This window comes from Legionella longbeachae, from assembly GCF_004283175.1.
Classification (GTDB): domain Bacteria; phylum Pseudomonadota; class Gammaproteobacteria; order Legionellales; family Legionellaceae; genus Legionella; species Legionella longbeachae.
The window spans coordinates 80,099-100,220 of sequence record NZ_RXNW01000002.1; the positions used below are offsets into that span (position 1 = coordinate 80,099).

Here is a 20,122-nt window from a genome sequence, read left to right on the forward strand (position 1 = left end):
AGCAGAACCTTAATTGTGGCTATATGGCATAGATGATAAATAAAGCGACATAGCTAAGTCTATAAATCAAATGGTTTGTTGTTTTACCCGCGCAAGTCCTGGCTTTTAAGAGACAATAGATACTCAATAAAGTCAGAATTAGCGTCAAGATTATATTCTAGGCGATGCCGCTTCTTCTACTTCAAGGCTTTCTGTCTGCACCTTATTTTCGGCAGGAGAACCTAATCCAATTTCCTCTTGTTTACTAGAGACGTCATTTATATTGTTCTTAATATTGTCAAATGATGATGTGCTTTTGGGAGTGCCCATGGGTATTTCTGGTGATTTATCAGCAGGCATAGATTGATTCTCTACGAATTGTGGGGAACTCTCGGAAGGCTTTGGTTTTGGGATATCATTATAATCTTTTCCTGCGCGAAGTTGGTCAACAAGATCCTTATACCCTCCTTCCGGGAATGCCTTGTTTGTACGCGGATCAATGAGTTCTCCATCCTTAGTAAGGGCAATTATATTGCCTCCGAATGTAACCTGACCCTCTGACCCTTGTTTCGCTATATCTCTAAGGAAGTCTTCCTCAGCTTTTGTATCCTTGAAGTCCATTACTATCCTGCCATTGTCTTGGTCAACTTTAAGTTTATTTTCATTTTCATCAAAATCTGGTTTTTTCTTTTTGTATTTTTTAAGCCAGTCTTCACAAATTTGGTTAAGATCGAGATTTTTGTTAGGATCTTTTTTAATGTCTATATTTTTTGTATTTTGCTCTGTCTCCTCGTTTGGATTTAATATTCCTTGGTTATTAGCTGCCATATTTGCTTGATCTTGCTCCATCCTTTTTTGGTTATTATCTTTTAGTATCTGTGCATTTTCATTTAATTTTTTTTGTATATCATCTTGTGTTGTAGCCATTTATTTCTCCAAATATTTTACATTGGTTCAATAGAGTGCAAATTTTTTGATACCACTCAATTTATAATCATATTTAATCATGCTGGTCAAAATGAGTCCAATTCATTGGGTGTATATATGATATGAAACTATTAAATAGTTTTATTTATTCAATAAGTTATATGTAAAGTCCACTTGATTTAACAGCCCTAAAAATGGTTTTAATTGTAATAAAGTAAATAAAAAAACTGCAAAATGATTTGCTGTGCTATGATTCGTTAATTAAATATTGCAATTAATTCGTTGACGGGTTGTCGCATAGAGCCTTGACAGTTGATAAAACGAGAGACTGGGAAGCTTTTGATTTCTGCTTTTCTATAGTGATGACGGGTAAATTCCGTATCATGGTTGGAGAGAATAACTGGGATGCCTTTTGCTGCTGTTTCTTTAGCGAGCTCAGTCAGCTCAATCTGATCCTCATTGGTGAATAATTTTTGATTGTAAGGTAAATGGGGGGTTTTATCTGAAAGTGGTACATAAGGAGGATCGCAATAAATTACATCACCACGTTCTGCAAGCTCAAAAGTCTTTCTAAAATCGTTATGAATAAATTCAGCACATTGGCTTTTCTGATGAAACAGAAGCATTTCTTTACGTGGAAAATAAGGCTTTGTATAAAGCCCAAAAGGAACGTTATAGATCCCCTTAGAGTTATAGCGGCATAAGCCATTATAACCATGCCTGTTGAGGTAAAGAAAATAAGCTGATTTTTGTTGGGAACACGGTGAGGCATTAAAATCAGATCTTATTTGGTAATATTTCTCCTTACGATTGAATTCAGGATTAAAATAAGATTCACAGTACCTGATAAATGGTTCACCTTGTTGTTGTAATAAAGTAAATAAATGGATTAAGTCAAGATTACTTTCGGCAAGGAGATAAGAAGGGTAGTTGGTATTCATAAAAACAACGCCAGAGCCTGTGAACGGCTCAATTAAGCGTTTACCGGGAGGAAGAAAAGAAACAATCTTTTCCAAACAGTTGTATTTACTACCTGCCCATTTTAGGAAAGGTCTTATTTTAATCATAGATAGTATCACGATTGATTCAGGGAGAAGTATTGCTTATTTTTAAGAAAAAAAACAGAATTTTTTTGTATTGGAGTGTTTGCATTTGCACTGAATTTTTCCGTATAAATTATCCGTCTTCCAAAAGTTAGCTGGCGCCATCAAAGGCATTTTATGTCTTTGATGGCGTTGAGTTAAACAGAGCTCCGAATGTGGTGATTATCTGCTTCCAAAGACAAATCCTCTTGATTATTAGGGCTGCTATTCCTATAGTGAAAGAAGAGATTGGGTTGACTCATGATGTTACTTGTAATAGATGGTGTTGATGGCATCGGTGTTAATACTTGAGTGTTGGCGTGCTTTTGAGAGTTTTCCGCAATTGCGCCTGGCTCTCTCAATGTATTTGTAACGGATAAATAGCATAGAGATACACTTTCATCTATATTCTGGGATGTTTGAGCTGCTATTGCTGACGGCGCATCTGATTTCGTGAGACTTAATCCCAAAGATCCACTAATTAATGCCAAACCTCCTCCCATTGTTCCTGCAACTACCGCTAGACCTAATAAGCCAACCCCCAAAGGAGCAAACACGCCTGTGGCCACTAATGTCACGCCGATACCTGCTCCGATCACTAATCCTGCTGCTGCCAATAAACCGACTATAAGTAATTTTTGCTGTGAGGAGGATTGTGAATGTGCTCTTGTTTTTTCTTGAATGATTTCTGCAGAGTTTTCTGCGCGAGATTTATTTTTAAGCTCCCTCGCGGCAGTATAAACCATTTGAGGGGTAGCATTACTCTGAAAATTATCGGAAAGATCAAGTGTTTTCCCGTTATTACCTGCATTTAGGATGCTAAGTATTGTATTTGCACCATTATGAGTCTGTGAGTCAGAAGCTGTTTCGATTATTTTGCGCATTTGTTCGAGCATGCAAGCTGCGTTCAGTTCATTTTCTTCACAACCTATAGGAAGTTCTATTTGATCATCATAGGGTCTACCATAGAATAAATATTCATTTTCATCAAAAGTATTAAAATTGTTAGGATTGTTGCTTTTTAATTGATAGTTATTCCACTCTAAACTACCAACTTCTCCATTTAGTTTTGACACAATACTGTTTAACTTATCTGGCAAGTTCTTTAATAGTTATGTTGATATCTTGGTTCCATATACCTCTTTATCTAATCGTTTAACGGCATTTAAAATTTCTCTATAGCTAGGGTAAAGACGATGTAATAGAGGGGCTCTTTGGAGTAAGTTATTTGTTTTATGTGTTATTTCAACGGTTGCATCTATTAAATCTTTATAATCTGCTATAGCTTTTAGATTCTGAATATACTGGCTCTCTACTGTATTGTTGTCTACAGTCCGCTGACCTTTTTCTGTTAGGGTACAGGTAGTAAAGAATGGATCCGGATGGATGTTTGCTGCATGAAGTGCATCTGTTTGATAATTAGGATTCAGACGGAAAGGCTCTATAACATTAAGCTCGTTAGGTATGAAACTAAAGCGAACTACATATATTTCTTGTTCGGTACCATCCTTATTTTTTTCAATCTTCAGGTCAGAGGGAATGTGAGGTGATGGAGCACAATAGTTCATTATAAGATTATAATTTTCCTCAGTGGCCGGTAATCTTAACTCAATAGATTCGTGCCCAACATCTTCATCAAGATACTTCGTTTGGCTATTCGTTCCCCATGTCTGGATTATCGCTATGCCTTTCTTCATAATTAGTTACTCTGATATTTGATTTTTTCATATGTTAATCACTTTGTTAAATAAGTATCCAATCAAATATTTTGAGCTCACATATAAGATTATTAAATAATTGATTGTATTTAATAGGTTATTGGGTTTTAGAAGAGCTTATTAGTCAGAATAAGAGTCTAACTTTATAGGATTACAGTATGTTGGTATGATGCAGGAGCTTCTGCTTAGAAGGTATTATTCAAGTTGCGCTAAATTAACACTCCCAAATCACAGGAAATAAAGAATGATTCATAGGAGCACCTTCTGGGAGTTCGTTGATTAATCCTGGAAAATCAGGTGAAGTTACCCATTTACGTGGGGCATGAGTGATGTCATCGCCTAAAAAACGCACGGAAAAAACTCTGCGTCGTTGTGTTCCAGGAACACCTGATGCCGCATGAAGTGTTAACATATGGAAGCATATCACATCACCAGGAACTATTTCCCACCCAAGAATAGGGTAAACATCACGCTTTGCTTCGATATCCGGAAGCTCGGTTAAACTTCCTTCAGGGAACCATTTTGCTTGGTTATCCATAAAAGATCGCGGCATAAGCCAAGGTCCTAGATGCGAACCTGCAACAAACTCTAGGCTGGAAATACGAGATACGGGATCCACTGGTATCCATAAACTGCAATTTTGAAACCCTTCAATATTATAGTAAGGTTGATCTTGATGCCATGGCGTACGCTGTTGTGTTCCTGGTTCTTTAACAAGGAGATGATCATGGTAAAGCCGTGCTTTTTTACTCCCCATCAGCGTTCCTGCAATAACACTGGCAGGTGACTCAAAAATAAATTGTTGGTAATGGGGATTGGTTTGCCAAGTACAAAAGTCTTCTATAAACCGCCCCGGATCCTCACTTTTACTTGCAATTTTTGAGCGATGGCTAGGTGATTTCAGATTCAGCTCAATGCCTTCACGAAGTAATGTAATTTCTTCAGGGGTTAGAATTTGACGAATGCAAACAGCCCCATTTTTTTGATAAGCATCAATATGTGTTTGCGTCACTGATTCTTTAACACGTTGCAGGACTTCTTGAGAAATAAAATGAGAGTGCATGGTCTATTAAAATGTAAATGATTATGATGATGTTACTAAAATTTTCTAAGGGGAGCTACGCATCTTGGAGTCAATTCACTTATAATTAAGTGCATTTGTTCATTCATATCTTAAACTTGTCCCTATCTCATAGATTCAGTACAGGACTTTCCATCGAACTTATTGTGCGTTACTAAATAATTCATGAGCGCCATCAAAAGTTATGCTATTTTAGCCCTTTCCCTTAAAAAAGGATTTGGAGTGCGTGAGTTAAAGTTAAAAGCTGGTGAGCGAAAAATTATTTTTCTTGCCTCTTTGGGGGGCGCGTTGGAGTTTTATGATTTTATCATTTACGTTATTTTTGCACCTGTAGTGAGTCAGAATTTTTTTCCAGAAACAGATAAGTTCGCCTCATTGATGAGTGTCTATGCTGTTTTTGCTATAGGATACTTGATTCGTCCTTTGGGTGGGATTGTTTTTAGTCATTTTGGCGATAAATACGGGCGCAAAAAAACATTTATAGCTTCAGTTATTTTAATGGCTGTACCTACATTACTTATTGGATTTTTACCCACATATCAACACATCGGTATTTCTTCCAGCATCATGCTAATTTTTCTACGTTTATTACAAGGATTGTCCATTGGGGGGGAAATTCCAGGCGCATTAACGTTTACTTGTGAGCATGTGGATCCACGTTGTAGGGCATTGGCTTGCGGTGTTATTTTTTCTTTGCTCAATTTTGGTATCTTTCTTGGGGCGGTGATTAGTTTAATTTTAACCAAAAAACTGTCACAGGAACAATTATTGAGCTTTGGTTGGCGTATTCCGTTTATTTTTGGTGGATGTCTTGGTGTATTTAGTTTTTATATTCGTAAGCAACTATCAGAAAGCCCATTATTTATTGCATTTCAACATACTGCGGAACGTAAACGAATTCCTTTTGCTGAGGCGATCAGTGGGTATTGGCGAAAAATTCTGCAAGGTGTGGGTTTAACCTGTTTGGGTTCAGTCATGATTAATCTTGTATTTTTATATATGCCTACGTATCTTTCTTCGATTCTTGCTTATCCCATACAACAAGCAACTTTATTTAATACAATCAATTTAGCTTTTTATTCCTTGTTGTTGATTTTTCTTTGTTGGTGTGGTGATCGATATGGACGAAAACTTATTCTTTTGATCGGTACTATAGGTTTTATCTTATTGAGTTATTTTTTATTTGCAACCTTGTCCCAGCAAACGACCCAATTACTTATGATCACTTTGTCTATTTTAGGTTTTTTAAGCAGCTTTATAATGGTGTATCCAAGTTTGTTGGTGGAATTATTTCCTGTCTCTATCCGCTATACTGGAATTGCTATTTCTTATAATCTTGCATTTGCTTTTTTTGGCGGTTTAACTCCTTTTATTGTTACTTACCTTATTGAAACATATAACAATAATCTTGCCCCAAGTTTTTATCTTATTTTAAGCGCGTCACTTTGTTTGATAGCCGTATTAACCATTAAAAAGCTCTATACAGAATCGGAGGTTAAATCATGAGTTTTGGTGTGAAATTATTTCTACTTATCTGTTTTTCATTGTTATTTTCTATGACACATGCAACCCGATCTTTTATTATTGATACTGATGTTGGGACTGATGATGAGTTAGCACTACTTTATCTATTAAGGCAAAAAGATATTGATATTAAAGCCATTACTGTTGTTGGTACAGGAGAATCCCACTGCCCTGATGGATTAAAAAATGTCGCTGGGTTATTAGCGTTAATGCATCAAGAAAAAATTCCTTTGGCTTGCGGACGCAGTACCCCTTTAGCTGGAAATCATCATTTTCCCGATTGGTTACGTAAACAAGCAGATAATTTAGCAGGTGCTGCTGATTTATTGCCTAAAGTTGAAGTAAAAACATCGCAAACTGCAGTACAATTACTGGAATCCACTTTACGCGGAGCCAAGGAACCTGTTGAGATTTTAGCAGTTGGTCCATTAACGAATCTTGGCGCACTTGTGGACAAAGCCCCGGAGTTAATAAATAAAATTAAAATGATTTACATTATGGGGGGCGCTGTTGAAAGTACAGGGAATTTAGTCGAGGTTGATCAAACCATTAAAAATACTACTGCTGAGTGGAATATTTACGTGGATCCTAAAGCCGCGGATCATGTATTTCGTTCTGGAGTACCTATTACCATGGTAGGGTTAGATGTGACCAATCAAGTTCCTGTAACCCAAGCTTTCTACCAAAAGCTAAAGCAGAATCAAAATAGTCTGGCGAATCAATTTTTTTATGAACTTTTTCATCGCAATGAAGCAGAAATAATCGATCACAAATGGTATTTTTGGGATGTTCTTTCTGCGGTCGTTGCTTATGATGATTCAATCGTTCAAGCAAGCAATAAAAAATTACGTGTATTATTAAGTCCGGAAGAACAATCGGGCACCACAGTAGAGGATAAAAAAGGTAACAATGTTCGCGTGTGTACCAGTGTAGATAAGGAACGATTAGAAAGTATCCTAATTAATACATTAAAGGCTTCATCTTGATTAATGAGCTAATTAGCCTGGGTAAAGATCCTACGGGTCGAATCCCGGGTTTCACTTCGTTTCACCCGGGCAACATTCACTGGAACGTCCTAATCTGGAATGGATCGTTTTTCTTCAAAAAAATGTACTTGCCCCGTTTTTATATCATGAAGTCCAGCGACAATTCCTATTTGCTTTTTATTAATTAAATCTTGAATTATAGGACTTCTTTCTTGTATCTCTTTAACTACTCTTAGGGCATTTGCTTTGGCGATTGCATCAATGAGTTTGGAATCGCTACAATTTTTTGTTCCTTGCTCTTGCATGCTGGGTTGAACTACAGGTTCAATTTTATGCAAGACATCTGTTAAATGTCCTAATTGGACGCCATCACAAGCGCCTGCTACAGCGCCGCAAGATGTATGGGCTAATACCACGATAAGACGTGCCCCTGTAACTTTAGTTGCATACTCCATGCTGCCCAAATTATCATCATTAAGCACATTTCCTGCGACACGCAAGGTAAATAAATCAGCTAAACCCTGGTCGAAGAAAAATTCTGGGACACTTCGTGAATCCATGCAATTTAAAATTACTGCAAAAGGATATTGTCCGAATGAAGATTGATGAGCTTGTTTTAAATAATCTCTAGTTAGTTGTTGATTTGATAAAAAACGTTGATTTCCTTCTTTCAAACGTTGCAGTGCCTGCTTGGGTGTCATTTGTTGTTGCTTTGTTTGGCTTAATGTTTTTCCCAAAAGCAGGGACTCTTCACTTGCAGAATAGGTATAATTACCTAAAAAGCTTATGAAGACCAATATTAAAATTTTAGTAAGATATTGCATTACAATGCTCCGTTTTAAATAAGAAATCTTCCTTTTCTTAATCATATCTTAATAATGATGATCGTACACGTTTTAATCTTATAAAAAAATAATTTTTGAGAACCTTGAATTTTAATAAATTGCCTCTATTTTCTTATATAACGCAACCACCAAAAGGAGTATTTGAATATGACTACGATTAGACGTGATTATTTTCCTGTATATAATGAAATTGGCTCTTTACTCGATAATTTTTTTAAAGGGCAACAATTAGATGCTTCTTTTGTTGACACTAGTTCATGGGCTCCCCCGGTCGATATAAAAGAGGAAAAAGATCGGTTTTTAGTACTTGCTGATATTCCAGGGGTAAATAAAGAAGACATACAAATATCTTTAGAACAGAATGTATTAACGCTTCGCGGTGAGCGTCATTTCGAAAAAACCGATAAAAAAGAAGGTTATACTCGTATAGAACGTTCGCAAGGCCAGTTTTATCGTCGTTTTAGTTTACCTCAAACTGCTGACGATGCAAAAATAAGTGCTAAATACAAACAAGGAGTACTCGAAATATCAATTCCTAAGAAACAAACGGCAGTTCAGAAAAAAATAGATATTAAAGTAGAAGAGTAATAAAAAATTATTGGGGTAACAGGAGTTCGGTTACCCAATAATTCATCTCATCATATGGATTTTAAGAATCAAAACCAGTTATTAAACTCAGATTTTTCTGAAAATTATTGGTGATTTTTAAATGCATATCGCCCATTTATCGGACAGGTACTCTAGAGTTCAAGCGGATGTTCTTTTCCTCTAAATTATCCAGCTCCTCGACTTGTCCCTTGAATCTTTCATTAACTAAAGTCCCCAGTCTTTCCTTAAAGCCCGGTGTTGCTGAAATTGACTCTTCAGAAACACGTTCTGTTCTTATTTTTTCAATAGATTGCTCCTTATTGAGATGAGTTAGTTCTTTTTGAAGCTGTCGGCCAAAATTACTAAAGGAAGTAGGTGTAGATATAATTGCCTTGGAGGCATTTTCTACATTGAAACCACCAGATCGCATAGCATGTTTTAAGTCATCAGTAATCCCTGCTTTGATTACTTTTGTTGCAGCAGTAGAGCAATTTAATTTATAAAAATTATAAGCTGAATTGCTTTTTGCTAAACTTGCCATTGTATCTAGAATATTTTCAGCATCAAGCGCAAAAGTAGGTGCATTATGATCGTTGGAAGTGGCTATTCTAATAACAGAGGAGGGTTGCTCCCCGATGCTGAGATATCGTTCTTCAAAGTCAATGATACATAATTGAATTTGTCCTTTTATTTTCCGTAAATCATTATTGATCTCATTGAAGCGAACGTTTTCAGCGTCATTTAAATCTAGTTTTTTATCAGGCTCTCTTTTTTCATTGCGCGCATTGATTACTTCCTCTGCATAGACTTTTAGCTTATTTTGCAATTCTATAAATTCGTCTCTTAATGCTGTCTCTTCTGATTTTAACTGTTGATACGCAGGATCATTTTCGATATCTCTTTTAAGTGATGGGTGTGAAATTTCCTTAAATTTGGTGATTACTTTCTCACGTATAAGTAATCCTGTAACATTTGTCTTGTTCTGCTCGGGAACGCCATCCCCAAAAACATGGTCATGTGCGTGTGGTTTAATTTTACGAGCAGGTTCATGGCGCCATTCTGCTTCCAAATCTTCTTTATGGCTATTAATATGATGGCCATTAGTATGTCCTGGCCACCAGCTAAAATAAACAAAATAGCTTATTTGTTCCTTAGGCTTATAACTTCCATTTTCTTGTTTTTCAGGAACAATTTCTGTTCGTTTACTTATTGAAAGACCAGGAACACCTTGATATTTTTTTGCGAGCTCTATCCCCTTGTCATCAGCAGGAAAGGTTAATTCAATTGCCGCATGCCCAACATTTCCTCCTAGTAGCATAGACTTAACGGGTTTGCTAAAACCTATTCCCTTTGAGCCGCTTTTCCAGGTATAAATTGCAACAGCCATAATAAATCTCAACACAACTTTAATGATTAAATTATGAACTAATTGATTGATTGTTTGATTACCAGGTGATTACCATCTTATGAAAAATTGTTATTAGTTATAACCATAAAGAAAAAGATGATAAAAACCGTGGGGTTATTGATCACGCTGATGGTTTATGAGAATAAATGATTTTGTCAAAATTTTAAAGATATTTAAAAACCGGGATTTCAGTTCCTGTTATCCCGGTTATAGTACCAATGATTAAGCAACTACCGGAACAATTTGATTCACTACTTTTTCCATCTCGTTCAGCTTATTAGCAGAATCAGTATTGAAGAATAGGAAGTGACCCGTAAATGCTAAATTAATCAGGCCAGCAGCTACATAACCAATACCAACCCCGACAATGGCGAGAGCTAAGTTGCCAAATACTTGTTTCCATCCTCTATGTGTTTCCAGCTCGGGACGGGCTGCTTTGATCGCTTTATGGCAAAGAATACTAAATTTTTCATTATCGATTCGGTCGTTGAAATATTGAACAGAACCTTTATAAAGCTGTTTGTGCAGCTCTTCTGCTTTTTCAGCTGCTTTGAGATAGCCCGCAGCTCGAAGTTCAGCAGCTTTCTTTTCGATAATTTCCAACTGCTCATAAAAGCGTACCATTCGGGGAGTGAATTCAATATCAATAAGTGACAATTCTTCATCTGTTGCTTGTGTAACAGGTTCAATTGGATGTTCTTGGTTGATGACTGCAGTATCAAGCCTTGGTGCATCATCGCTAACAGTAATTGGTTGGCTGACTACTGAAGGTTCTGCTTGAGTGAAGGCTTTTCGATGAAGTAATTCATTTCCTTTAACATGGTGTGCGATAAATATAGGAGCCATAATCCCATCTCGATATGCATCCTTTTGCTTGGTGATTTCAGCCATGTCTTTAACGGTTTGTTGGTAATTGACGTCGATGATGCTGTTCGTTTTTCCTTTGATGGGATCCATTTGGGAAACATTGCCACCAGCATAATGATTAAGACGAAGTGTTACATTGGGGGGGACTAATTCAGGATTTTGGCTGAAAAACTCATGTAAATCTTCAAGAATATCTTTAGGTGAGCGTGCTCCAAAACCTCGGTCATCATAAAAATCAAAAATAATTTCTTCAGTTGGATTTTCTAAAGCAGCTTTATGCATTTGTGCATAAATAAGAGATGCTTTGGTCTCATCAAATATCCAGTCACTATGGTCGCCACTGTAGGTGCGATTTAAAAATTGGATTGCACGGTCATAAGATGTGCCGCTTGGGAGATCACCATAAATATCTGCCAGGATGAATGGATCAAATGTGCAACCTAAATAATCGCTTACTTTTTTGATGGCAGGAAAGCAAGAGCCTTTTCCGATACTATTCGCCATATCTACATTTAAAGATTGTCTGTTGGAGCCAATAAAGGCAATTGTTTGAGTAAAGTTTTGATTTTCTTGCTTAATGGTATCTAAAAAGATCTTATTTGAGGTAATTACATCTTTATTTTCAGAGTTAACATAATTTCGATGAAACAGACACCCATCAAAATCAAATGAGGTAATGCGAATTGCCATAATAATTTTCCATTATAATTAAAAATTAGTCATTATAAACCCAAAATATTAAGTGGATATTAAGAGTTCATATAGATTACAAAACCTGATATAACTAAAAGAAACAATTTAGGACGCAATAAATGTGGGATCGCAATAGAAAAGAATATTTAAATCGTTTATTTAAGATTAAAGAGTATCTACAAAATGACAAATTTATTGAAGCAAATGATTTAGTTACCGTGCTTTCAAAACTAATTTGCTCAGGCGATCGAGTATGCATTGAAGGTGATAATCAAAAGCAAGCCATTTTTTTGGCTACCGCACTCTCCCAATTAGATCCCCAAAAAGTGAATCATTTGCATATGATTCAATCTGCTATTGCATTACCTGAACATCTTGATATTTTTGAAAAGGGAATTGCAAATCGCATTGATTTTTCTTATTCAGGTCCACAATCAGTACGCCTGGCTAATATGGTTAAAAATAACAAAATTGAGATCGGTAATATTCATACTTATAATGAACTTTTTGGTCGATTGGTTGCTGACTTAACACCCAATGTCTGTTTGCTCATGGCCGAGCAGGCTGACCAACAAGGTAATTTATTTACCGGAGCGAATACCGAAGAAACCCCGGCAATTATTGAAGCAACGAACTTTAGAAATGGTATTGTAATTGTTCAAGTCAACGAACTGGTTGACCGGTTACCTAGAGTCGATATTCCTGGCGATTGGGTTGATATTATTGTTAAAGGCCCTGAACCCTCCTATATAGAGCCTCTTTTTACACGGGATCCGGCGCAAATTGATGAGATTAAGATTTTAATGGCTATGATGGTCATTAAAGGAATATATGCACCTTATCAAGTAAATATCCTAAATCATGGCGTTGGCTTTAATACATGCGCAATAGAACTGCTCCTACCTACCTATGCGGAATCATTAGGATTAAAAGGGAAAATAGCCCAACACTGGATTGTTAATCCTTTACCTACCTTAATTCCTGCTATAGAAGCTGGATTTGTAAAATCCATTTACCCCTTTGGGGGGGAAGTGGGTATGAATCGCTATGCAGCTGCTCGGCCTGATGTATTTTTCACGGGTAAGGAAGGATGTTTGCGCTCAAATCGCATGTTGGGTCAACTTGCAGGTCATTATGCTTGCGATGTATTTATTGGCGCTACATTGCAGATGGATCTCGAGGGAAACAGTTCAACTGCTGTTGAAGGCCGAATTGCAGGTTTTGGTGGTGCTCCAAATATGGGGTGTGATGCTCCTGGACGACGCCATTCTTCTTATGCTTGGCTTAGAGCAGGTAAGGAACGTAGCGAAGCCTTAACATCGAAAATGCCCAGGGGAAGAAAACTGGTGATTCAAATGGTTGAAACATTTCAAAGTTCAGCCCGACCCACTTTTGTAGAAAAACTGGATGCCTGGGAATTACAAAAATCAATGAATGCTGACTTACCTGCGGTGATGATTTACGGGGATGATGTAAGTCATATTGTGACTGAAGAGGGCATAGCAAACCTATTAATGTGTCAAACTATGGCAGAGCGTGAGCAGGCAATTCGCGGGATTGCGGGTTATACAGCGGTTGGCATGAAAAGAAATAAGACAAAAGTTGAAGAATTGCGTCAGCGAGGTATTATAAAACGTCCTGAAGATTTAGGCATTAAGGTATCTGATGCAACAAGGGATCTGTTAGCTGCCAAGTCTATTCGAGATCTCGTTGATTGTTCTCATGGTTTATATGAGCCACCTGCAAAGTTTAGAAATTGGTAGAGGTAATAACTATGGAAAATATGGAGTTTCGTTTTACTCTTTCTGGCAACAGGTTACGGGGTAAAAGAACAGTTTGTGGGGTTGTGGGCTCTGGTAATCTGGAAGTGATCATTGAAGAAAATAATACTTCTGAAATATTATTTATGATTCAAACAGCAGTGGATCACTATAAGCCTGTCTGGAAAATGGTGATCGCTGATTTTGTGAGACAACATGAACCAATAGGCTTGAGATTTACACTCAATGATAATGGGGCAATGCCTGCGGTAGTGTTATTACGTTTAACCCAAGCCCTAGAAGAATTTCAGGGTTATTACAAAATAGGGAATAACTACCAGGAATTAAGCGCACGTGAGCGAATTCATGCTCTTTTTGATGCCAATTCATTTGTTGAGTGGCTTGCTGAAGAAAAACATTATAGCCCTTACTTGGCTGCATTGAACTTGCCGGGAGAAGCTGATGATGGAATCGTCATTGGCTCTGCTTTTTTAGGAAAAAATAAAGTCTTGGTTGCTTCTCAGCAAAAGGATTTTATGGGTGGGGCAGTTGGTGAAATTCATGGGGCAAAACTTACTGGTTTATTTAAAGCTGCCTTAGCAAGCAAAGCCAAGGCAGTGGTTTTACTCATTGATAGTGGTGGGGTACGTTTACACGAAGCAAATGCTGGGGAAATAGCTATTTCTGAAACGATTCGTGCTATTTTTGATGCACGAAATAACGGAATAATGACTGTAGGTGTGGTTTGCGGTAAAAATGGTGCTTTTGGGGGGATGGGCATTATTTCATCTTGCCTGGATTCTCTGATTATAAATGAAGTGGGACGTATTGGAGTTTCTGGCCCGGAAGTGATTCAAGCTGTAGCAGGTAAAGAGGCTTTTAATGCATTAGATAGGGCTTTGGTATGGCGCGTATATGGAGGAAAAACACGTTATTTGCAAGACGTTGCGCAAAGCTATGTCAGCTCGGACATCGCAGCAATTCGTGATAAGCTCATCAGCGCCCTTGATAAGAAGATTCCCTTGGATATTAACTCGATCAAACAAAAACATAATCACTTGAAAAAAAGATTTGAGGATACAGTGGGTTATCAGGAAGAAGGTGCTTATTTAAGCAAAGTTGCTCCAAAGTATGCCGCAACTCTTTTTAATATGAAGGATGAAGAGTTTTTAGAGGCAGCAAAAGAGATAAAGACAAACTTATGATGCTTAGGGTTAATTCTGCCTGGGCTTGCCTCTATGAATTGCGAAGAAGGAAATAGACATGGTTGCATTAAAGGATATTTTACAATTAATTTTTTCTCAGGAAATTGAGTTTAGTGAAAATCAAGCGGTAATTTATAGCCAAGCTCGGTTAAATAGCCAATTGATTCATATTCTCGGAGTTAAAGAGTCAACTTTTTTAGGCGCCGAACAAGCACTGATTATGGCGGAACATATAATCGAAATACTTGAAAGTAAATCTGTAGATCCAGTATTACTTTTAGTGGATGTTGCAGGACAAAAATTAACGATGCGTGATGAATGGTTAGGCATGCAACAATATTTTGGTCATTTGCTAGAATGTCTTGAGTGTTTACGCCAACAGGGAAACCCATTGATATCGCTTGTTTATAATCAAGCATTGGGTGGTGCTTTTATTGCTTATGGATTGATGGCAGATACAATCCTGGCAGTCCCGGATGCAGCTTTAGCGGTGATGTGGTTGGAGGGTATTTCTAAAGTGACAAAAATAGAGTTGGAGCAGCTTAAAGAGCTTAGTAAAACATTTCCTGTGTTTGCTCCAGGAGTTCAAAATTTTTATCAACTTGGAGGGTTGCATGAGATTGTAGCTCCATCAGAGCTTGCCGAAAAAATTAGTTTGGCAATTCAAAAGAAAAATATCGAAGATGATAGAGCGCTTTTAGGGAATATGCGCGGAGGAAGGAAGTTGGCTTTTTCAATTATTAATCAAGTCGCTAGTCATCCATAATGCTACAAAGACATCATTTAATCTATCTTCAACCAGGCACTGAATTTTTTCTTGTGTCCTGTCATGAAGAGAATCGATTAATTAAAGAGCATGTTTCTGCCTGGTTTGCAAAAGGGTTGCCATGTATTTTTGCAAAACAGTTACCTAATGACAAATTCATCAATTTGGGGTTACCTCTTTGGTATGCCAATAAAAAGCATCGTGTTGGTGTTCGCGTTAACCCCTCAGCAGTACAAAAAAATAATCCTCCACCACAACTTCTAGCGATGCAGGATTTCTTCTTTAGATATTACGCAATTGATAATTTAAATAGTGTTATCGGATTATATGGAATAACCGATGTTGCCGTATATGGATCTTTTTTGTCCCAATATTTATCAGGATATGATTTTGTTACGGAAAATTCCGATCTTGATTTGCTTATCAATTATCACGAATATTCATTAAATCACTTGCAGGATTTTGTTGATGCTTTAACACAAAAATTTAAGCGAGTTATAGATGGAGAAATACGTTTTCAAGGATTAGGAGATATTTCGATCAAAGAATTACTCAATACATCCACAAAAAAACTATTGTGTAAGAGCAAGGACAAAGTGGTTTTATTATCAAGAACAGAACTTTATGAACACTATTTCTTGTTGTGAACGTACTCTGGCGAGAATGGCGGTTAGAGCGCTTTATTTTGAGGTTAAGGCTTATCCAAAACCTGGATTAGTAAGTTTTATTGATTCAGGTGCGCACCATGATATGAACGGTGAAACTTTTTATCGTAGCTTGTTTGCATTACGCCATTATTTTTATCAAATTTCAAAAAAGGGACTAATAAATGATTCTTTTGAGGAATTAAAACAAATAGCCATTAAGGCTGAGGAGCGAATGCTTGAAAGAACATTTGGCATTAATACTCATCGTGGTGCTATTTTTGCTTTAGGTCTTATCTGTGTTTCTGTGAGGCGGTTAGCCCAAAAAAATGAATTTTTCACGCCTAGTGATGTACATTTGCAGTTATTAAACGATTGGCCAATACATTTAAAAAATCATACTGGAAACCCTGAAAGTCATGGAGCTGAAGTACGCCGAAAGTATAAGGTGGTTGATGCGGTGCAAATGGCTATCCAAGGTTATGATCTGCTTTTTCAATTACTCCCGGAATTTATCGCGCTTTTTATTAAAACTAAATCATTAGACACCGCCTGTTTATTTGCTTATGGAGTGCTTTTAGGGTGTATGGATGATACCAACATTCTTTACAAAAAAGGGAGAACTGGACTTGATTATGCACAAAGTAAAGTAAAAGAATTATTGGTTATCCCCTGTTTGCAAACTCGCAAACAAAGGGCTTTGGAAATACACCGACTTTTTTCAGAAACAGGTATTAGCCCTGGTGGCGTGGCCGATTTGATTAGTGTTTTATTATTTCTTGGTCAATTGTTTTGTGAGCCTCTTAGGAATTATTAATTCGAAGTTTATCTACCATTTAATCCAAGTGTACTCTGACTTATTTAAAAAATTCATATAATAAATCCAAATACTAAATTGAGTTAAATATGATCATATTGAGGGTGTGTTATTCATGAAAGGCTGTTGCCTGAGATCAATTTTTTATCGAAGAATAAACTAAATCCGCGCCTAGGTTAGATCTATGCGCTAATACTCGCTAATAACCCAGTTTTTATATTATGAGCTGTGGTCAAAGCTAAAGGAGATCGTGCTACGACATCAGATTTATGACAAGCCTAATCTTCGTATGATTGTTGAGGCAATGTTATAGTGTGGCTGTTCCTAGTGAGATCTACCCATGGTATTTGGATTCTCGAATTCTCTCTAGCAACAATTCAATAGTTGATCCTCAAAAAAAAGTTGATGAAAATTTTTAAAGATCTCATACATGATCCTTAGCTTGAATGGGAATTTATTGATGGCAGTATCATTCGGGCGCATCAACAGAGCTCTGGTACTGATGGAGAGGCACATCAAGCGGTTGGGAAATCCGTTGCTGGCAATACAACAAAAATCATCCCTCCCCCCAATTAACCTCGGAAGAATAACTCTAAAACGGTACATTCTGATATTGGCTGTCATTTAAAATTTCACCAATAATTGCAACAGCTCCAGGCATATGATTAGGAGCGAAACTCATATGGATTTTCCATGCATTATCGGGGTGTCCATTACTTCCCTCTGCCGCTCCCATAGCCTATTCTATAACATTTTCTTTCGAGCTACCTATAATTAGCCATCCACCATCAAGGGAGGGGGTTGAATACATTTGATTTAGTTTTTGAATATATATGCCCATACAATAAATTAGCAATAACCAAACGCGTTTTATTTCTCCTAATAGGTTTCTTTTATTTCTTGAAGTTTTGAGGATATCTTGGGAAATAATGGCATTAGAAATAGACATTATAGTTTGCCAGAAAGTCAGAAATCAGTAGGGCAATTATTTTATTAATTTTGGATAAAGCAAGTTCCTAAAATTTAAAAAATACAATCTATACTATAAGTTAAGCACGTTATATTACATTTATCTTATTAGGGAGAAAGTACATGGATACGATTAATAGTTTGTCGCAAATAGATAAGATACCCATGCTTTCTCGAGCATCCATATTTACAGGCGTTGGCTTTATTGAACAAAAAATGCTTGCTGATAAATGTACTGTCGTTGCTTATAAACCTGAAGAGACTGTTATTGAGCAAGGAGAAATTGGGGATAGGCTTTATATTATTATTAAAGGTACTGTAGAGGTCTGCGTTAAAACAAACTCTAAGGGGTGGAAGCGTATCAATACATTAGGTCCAGGAGATGTATTTGGGGAAATTGCTATCTTACGTAATATACGCAGAACGGCGCGGATTGTTACAATTACTGCGTGCCAATTTCTTACGATTAATGCCAAAGATTTTTTAGATGTCTATCAATATTTTCCTGCAAGAGCACGCGACAATATTCAGTTAGTTGTTGCCAAGCGTTTACAAGAAAGCGGTGTTTATGTGCGTATGTAGAAAAAAGGAGGTAATTGTATTTGTCTGGAAATAAGAAATGGAAACTCATTTCATCAATATAATACTAGGATTTATTGAGGGGTTCGGCCTTATTATTTCTCCTTGTATTTTGCCTATTTTACCTATTTTTTTGGCAGGATCATTGACTGGATCTAAGAAGAGGCCTGTAGGTATCATTATTGGATTTACTTTATTTTTTTCTCTTTTGGTATTTTTTTCGCATCAATTGGTGCAGTACTTTGACATAGATTTTAATTGGGTTCGCGATTTTGGTTATGCTGTTTTGTTAATTTTGGGAGTTATTATGCTCTCGAATCATTTAACAGAACAATTTGGCAAAATGACACAGGGATTTACTCGCATAGGAAATTTTTTTTCTAAAGCAAATAATACTGAAGGTGGCTTTTGGAATGGGCTTTTATTTGGATGCATAATTGCAATTATTTGGACACCATGCGCAGGGCCTATTTTGGCGGCAATCATTGTTCAAACAGCCTTGCAAAAAGCAACCTTAGTTAGCTTTTTAACTCTTATGGCTTTTGCTTTAGGCGCTACAATTCCTATGTTTATTATTTCTCTGTATGGAAAAAAGTTAATCGGTGCTTTTACTTTTTTTAAAACCAAAGCAATTCTTTTTCGTAAATTTTTAGGTGGATTGATTATTGCCAGTGTGGTGTACATGCTTTATTTTGAAGGAATCGTTGTTTCTATTTCTGTAAACCCGCAAACAGGCATTAAAACATCAACTTCATTGATTGATGGCTTGTGGCTTACTTATCCTGCACCACCAATACAGGGTATTGATGCGTGGATAAACTCTCCCCCCTTACATATCAAGGATTTAAAAGGAAAGGTAGTGTTGGTCGATTTCTGGACTTATTCTTGTATCAATTGCTTACGTACTTTACCCTATATTAAAGACTGGTATAAACGTTATCACAAGCAAGGATTGGTGATCATCGGCGTCCATACACCCGAATTTGATTTTGAAAAAAAATTTACTAATGTGGAAGCTGCTGTAAAACTCTATGGAATTTTATATCCGGTAGCGCTTGATAATCAGTATGTAACCTGGAATAACTATGAAAATCATTTTTGGCCTGCCCATTATTTAATTAATAAAAAAGGTGATGTAGTTTACAAACACTTTGGTGAGGGTGATTATGATATTACCGAAAATAATATTCGTTTTTTATTAGGTGTGAAGGATTTAACTACTTTCGAACCCGCTCAAAATAATGCAGTTTCTTTCACACAAACGCCTGAAACTTATTTAGGTTATGGTAGAGCTGACGTCTCTTACAGTCCAAAACTCATAAAAGATAAAACGGCGCAATATCATTTTTCTCCGAAGTTATCTGCGAATAATTGGAGCTTAGAGGGCTTATGGCGGGTGCATAAGGAATACATTAGTGCAGAGCAGGCGGATGCAGCACTAAAAATACATTTCAAAGCAGGTAAAGTGTATGCTGTTATGGGAAATAATACGGCAAAGCCGATTAACATAAAGGTGATTTTAAGTGACTCGAACGGCAAAATAATAAACGAAAGTAATGTACTAATTGATAAATATTCTATTTATCAATTAGTTGCACAAAAGAAATTTACCAGCGGATATTTACAAGTCACTGTTAATGAACCTGGGGTTCAATTCTACACTTTTACTTTTGGAAATTAGGTA

General features: G+C 36.7%; 19 protein-coding genes and 1 pseudogene. 11 read left to right on the forward strand and 9 right to left on the reverse strand.

Annotated elements, in window-relative coordinates:
- Positions 1-150: 150 nt before the first annotated feature.
- From EKG34_RS02400 to EKG34_RS02420, 5 genes are all read right to left on the reverse strand, one after another.
- A complete protein-coding gene (locus tag EKG34_RS02400) occupies positions 151-906 on the reverse strand; it encodes a hypothetical protein (RefSeq protein ID WP_003635656.1) in 756 nt (251 codons plus the stop codon).
- A gap of 257 nt (positions 907-1,163) precedes the next feature.
- Entirely contained in the window at positions 1,164-1,973 is an 810-nt protein-coding gene (locus EKG34_RS02405; protein WP_003635657.1) for a Dam family site-specific DNA-(adenine-N6)-methyltransferase, read from the reverse strand.
- A gap of 173 nt (positions 1,974-2,146) precedes the next feature.
- Positions 2,147-3,064 (reverse strand): phage holin family protein, encoded by a 918-nt coding sequence (locus tag EKG34_RS02410; RefSeq protein ID WP_223800049.1) that lies wholly within the window; start codon positions 3,062-3,064, stop codon positions 2,147-2,149.
- A 36-nt stretch (positions 3,065-3,100) separates the two neighbouring features.
- A complete protein-coding gene (locus EKG34_RS02415; RefSeq protein ID WP_080619954.1) occupies positions 3,101-3,685 on the reverse strand; it encodes a hypothetical protein in 585 nt (194 codons plus the stop codon).
- 235 nt (positions 3,686-3,920) lie between these two features.
- Positions 3,921-4,769, reverse strand: coding sequence for a phytanoyl-CoA dioxygenase family protein (locus EKG34_RS02420; RefSeq protein WP_003635662.1), 849 nt, complete (start codon positions 4,767-4,769; stop codon positions 3,921-3,923).
- Positions 4,770-5,009: 240 nt separating this feature from the next.
- On the opposite strand from EKG34_RS02420, the gene EKG34_RS02425 reads away from it, so the two are divergent.
- Together EKG34_RS02425 and EKG34_RS02430 are read left to right on the forward strand one after the other, a co-directional pair.
- Complete coding sequence (locus EKG34_RS02425; protein ID WP_223800048.1) at positions 5,010-6,293, forward strand: MFS transporter; 1,284 nt, start codon at positions 5,010-5,012, stop codon at positions 6,291-6,293.
- Entirely contained in the window at positions 6,290-7,297 is a 1,008-nt protein-coding gene (locus EKG34_RS02430) for a nucleoside hydrolase (RefSeq protein ID WP_003635664.1), read from the forward strand. Before EKG34_RS02425 ends, EKG34_RS02430 begins: the two co-directional genes overlap by 4 nt.
- An 89-nt stretch (positions 7,298-7,386) precedes the next feature.
- On the opposite strand, the gene EKG34_RS02435 is transcribed toward EKG34_RS02430, so the two are convergent.
- The gene (locus tag EKG34_RS02435; RefSeq protein ID WP_003635665.1) at positions 7,387-8,121 is read right to left on the reverse strand and encodes a carbonic anhydrase family protein; all 735 of its coding nucleotides are present in this window, start codon (positions 8,119-8,121) and stop codon (positions 7,387-7,389) included.
- Between the two features lie 168 nt (positions 8,122-8,289).
- On the opposite strand from EKG34_RS02435, the gene EKG34_RS02440 reads away from it, so the two are divergent.
- Positions 8,290-8,730 carry an Hsp20/alpha crystallin family protein gene (locus tag EKG34_RS02440; protein ID WP_012979325.1) on the forward strand — a complete coding sequence of 147 codons (441 nt, stop codon included), beginning with the start codon at positions 8,290-8,292 and terminating at the stop codon, positions 8,728-8,730.
- A 136-nt stretch (positions 8,731-8,866) separates the two neighbouring features.
- Here the strand turns inward: EKG34_RS02440 and EKG34_RS02445 are convergent, their stop codons facing one another.
- Together EKG34_RS02445 and EKG34_RS02450 are read right to left on the reverse strand one after the other, a co-directional pair.
- A complete protein-coding gene (locus EKG34_RS02445; RefSeq protein WP_003635668.1) occupies positions 8,867-10,117 on the reverse strand; it encodes a hypothetical protein in 1,251 nt (416 codons plus the stop codon).
- A gap of 243 nt (positions 10,118-10,360) precedes the next feature.
- Positions 10,361-11,695, reverse strand: coding sequence for a hypothetical protein (locus EKG34_RS02450; RefSeq protein ID WP_003635669.1), 1,335 nt, complete (start codon positions 11,693-11,695; stop codon positions 10,361-10,363).
- A gap of 122 nt (positions 11,696-11,817) precedes the next feature.
- On the opposite strand from EKG34_RS02450, the gene mdcA reads away from it, so the two are divergent.
- The 6 genes and pseudogenes from mdcA to EKG34_RS18490 all read left to right on the forward strand — a co-directional run.
- Positions 11,818-13,461 (forward strand): malonate decarboxylase subunit alpha, encoded by a 1,644-nt coding sequence (mdcA, locus tag EKG34_RS02455; RefSeq protein ID WP_003635671.1) that lies wholly within the window; start codon positions 11,818-11,820, stop codon positions 13,459-13,461.
- Positions 13,462-13,472: 11 nt separating this feature from the next.
- Positions 13,473-14,663: a biotin-independent malonate decarboxylase subunit beta gene (locus EKG34_RS02460; RefSeq protein ID WP_012979324.1), complete on the forward strand. Its 1,191-nt coding sequence runs from the start codon at positions 13,473-13,475 to the stop codon at positions 14,661-14,663.
- Between the two features lie 58 nt (positions 14,664-14,721).
- Complete coding sequence (locus tag EKG34_RS02465) at positions 14,722-15,429, forward strand: biotin-independent malonate decarboxylase subunit gamma (RefSeq protein WP_003635674.1); 708 nt, start codon at positions 14,722-14,724, stop codon at positions 15,427-15,429.
- Positions 15,429-16,076 (forward strand): malonate decarboxylase holo-[acyl-carrier-protein] synthase, encoded by a 648-nt coding sequence (gene mdcG / locus EKG34_RS02470; protein WP_003635676.1) that lies wholly within the window; start codon positions 15,429-15,431, stop codon positions 16,074-16,076. The genes EKG34_RS02465 and mdcG overlap by 1 nt, the downstream gene beginning before the upstream one ends.
- The gene (locus EKG34_RS02475) at positions 16,054-16,890 is read left to right on the forward strand and encodes a triphosphoribosyl-dephospho-CoA synthase (protein ID WP_012979323.1); all 837 of its coding nucleotides are present in this window, start codon (positions 16,054-16,056) and stop codon (positions 16,888-16,890) included. Before mdcG ends, EKG34_RS02475 begins: the two co-directional genes overlap by 23 nt.
- A gap of 202 nt (positions 16,891-17,092) precedes the next feature.
- A pseudogene (locus EKG34_RS18490) lies at positions 17,093-17,448 on the forward strand (IS5/IS1182 family transposase); the annotation flags it as partial.
- A gap of 34 nt (positions 17,449-17,482) precedes the next feature.
- On the opposite strand, the gene EKG34_RS18135 reads toward EKG34_RS18490, so the two are convergent.
- Positions 17,483-17,626 (reverse strand): hypothetical protein, encoded by a 144-nt coding sequence (locus tag EKG34_RS18135; RefSeq protein ID WP_003635679.1) that lies wholly within the window; start codon positions 17,624-17,626, stop codon positions 17,483-17,485.
- A gap of 356 nt (positions 17,627-17,982) precedes the next feature.
- Between EKG34_RS18135 and EKG34_RS02480 the strand changes: the two genes are divergently transcribed.
- Positions 17,983-18,441 carry a cyclic nucleotide-binding domain-containing protein gene (locus tag EKG34_RS02480; protein ID WP_003635683.1) on the forward strand — a complete coding sequence of 153 codons (459 nt, stop codon included), beginning with the start codon at positions 17,983-17,985 and terminating at the stop codon, positions 18,439-18,441.
- A gap of 37 nt (positions 18,442-18,478) precedes the next feature.
- Entirely contained in the window at positions 18,479-20,119 is a 1,641-nt protein-coding gene (locus EKG34_RS02485; protein ID WP_003635684.1) for a cytochrome c biogenesis protein DipZ, read from the forward strand.
- The last annotated feature ends 3 nt before the right edge of the window (positions 20,120-20,122 follow it).

Bases quoted from the DNA above. Each gene is read 5' to 3' on its own strand.
- EKG34_RS02415 (WP_080619954.1), bottom strand. From the start codon at position 3,685: ATGAAGAAAGGCATAGCGATAATCCAGACATGGGGAACGAATAGCCAA.
- EKG34_RS02480 (WP_003635683.1), top strand. From the start codon at position 17,983: ATGGATACGATTAATAGTTTGTCGCAAATAGATAAGATACCCATGCTT.
- EKG34_RS02440 (WP_012979325.1), top strand. From the start codon at position 8,290: ATGACTACGATTAGACGTGATTATTTTCCTGTATATAATGAAATTGGC.
- EKG34_RS02445 (WP_003635668.1), bottom strand. From the start codon at position 10,117: ATGGCTGTTGCAATTTATACCTGGAAAAGCGGCTCAAAGGGAATAGGT.
- EKG34_RS02435 (WP_003635665.1), bottom strand. From the start codon at position 8,121: ATGCAATATCTTACTAAAATTTTAATATTGGTCTTCATAAGCTTTTTA.
- EKG34_RS02450 (WP_003635669.1), bottom strand. From the start codon at position 11,695: ATGGCAATTCGCATTACCTCATTTGATTTTGATGGGTGTCTGTTTCAT.
- mdcG (WP_003635676.1), top strand. From the start codon at position 15,429: ATGCTACAAAGACATCATTTAATCTATCTTCAACCAGGCACTGAATTT.
- EKG34_RS02460 (WP_012979324.1), top strand. From the start codon at position 13,473: ATGGAAAATATGGAGTTTCGTTTTACTCTTTCTGGCAACAGGTTACGG.
- EKG34_RS02475 (WP_012979323.1), top strand. From the start codon at position 16,054: ATGAACACTATTTCTTGTTGTGAACGTACTCTGGCGAGAATGGCGGTT.
- EKG34_RS02405 (WP_003635657.1), bottom strand. From the start codon at position 1,973: ATGATTAAAATAAGACCTTTCCTAAAATGGGCAGGTAGTAAATACAAC.
- EKG34_RS02430 (WP_003635664.1), top strand. From the start codon at position 6,290: ATGAGTTTTGGTGTGAAATTATTTCTACTTATCTGTTTTTCATTGTTA.
- EKG34_RS02485 (WP_003635684.1), top strand. From the start codon at position 18,479: ATGGAAACTCATTTCATCAATATAATACTAGGATTTATTGAGGGGTTC.
- EKG34_RS02420 (WP_003635662.1), bottom strand. From the start codon at position 4,769: ATGCACTCTCATTTTATTTCTCAAGAAGTCCTGCAACGTGTTAAAGAA.
- mdcA (WP_003635671.1), top strand. From the start codon at position 11,818: ATGTGGGATCGCAATAGAAAAGAATATTTAAATCGTTTATTTAAGATT.
- EKG34_RS02465 (WP_003635674.1), top strand. From the start codon at position 14,722: ATGGTTGCATTAAAGGATATTTTACAATTAATTTTTTCTCAGGAAATT.
- EKG34_RS18135 (WP_003635679.1), bottom strand. From the start codon at position 17,626: ATGGGAGCGGCAGAGGGAAGTAATGGACACCCCGATAATGCATGGAAA.
- EKG34_RS02400 (WP_003635656.1), bottom strand. From the start codon at position 906: ATGGCTACAACACAAGATGATATACAAAAAAAATTAAATGAAAATGCA.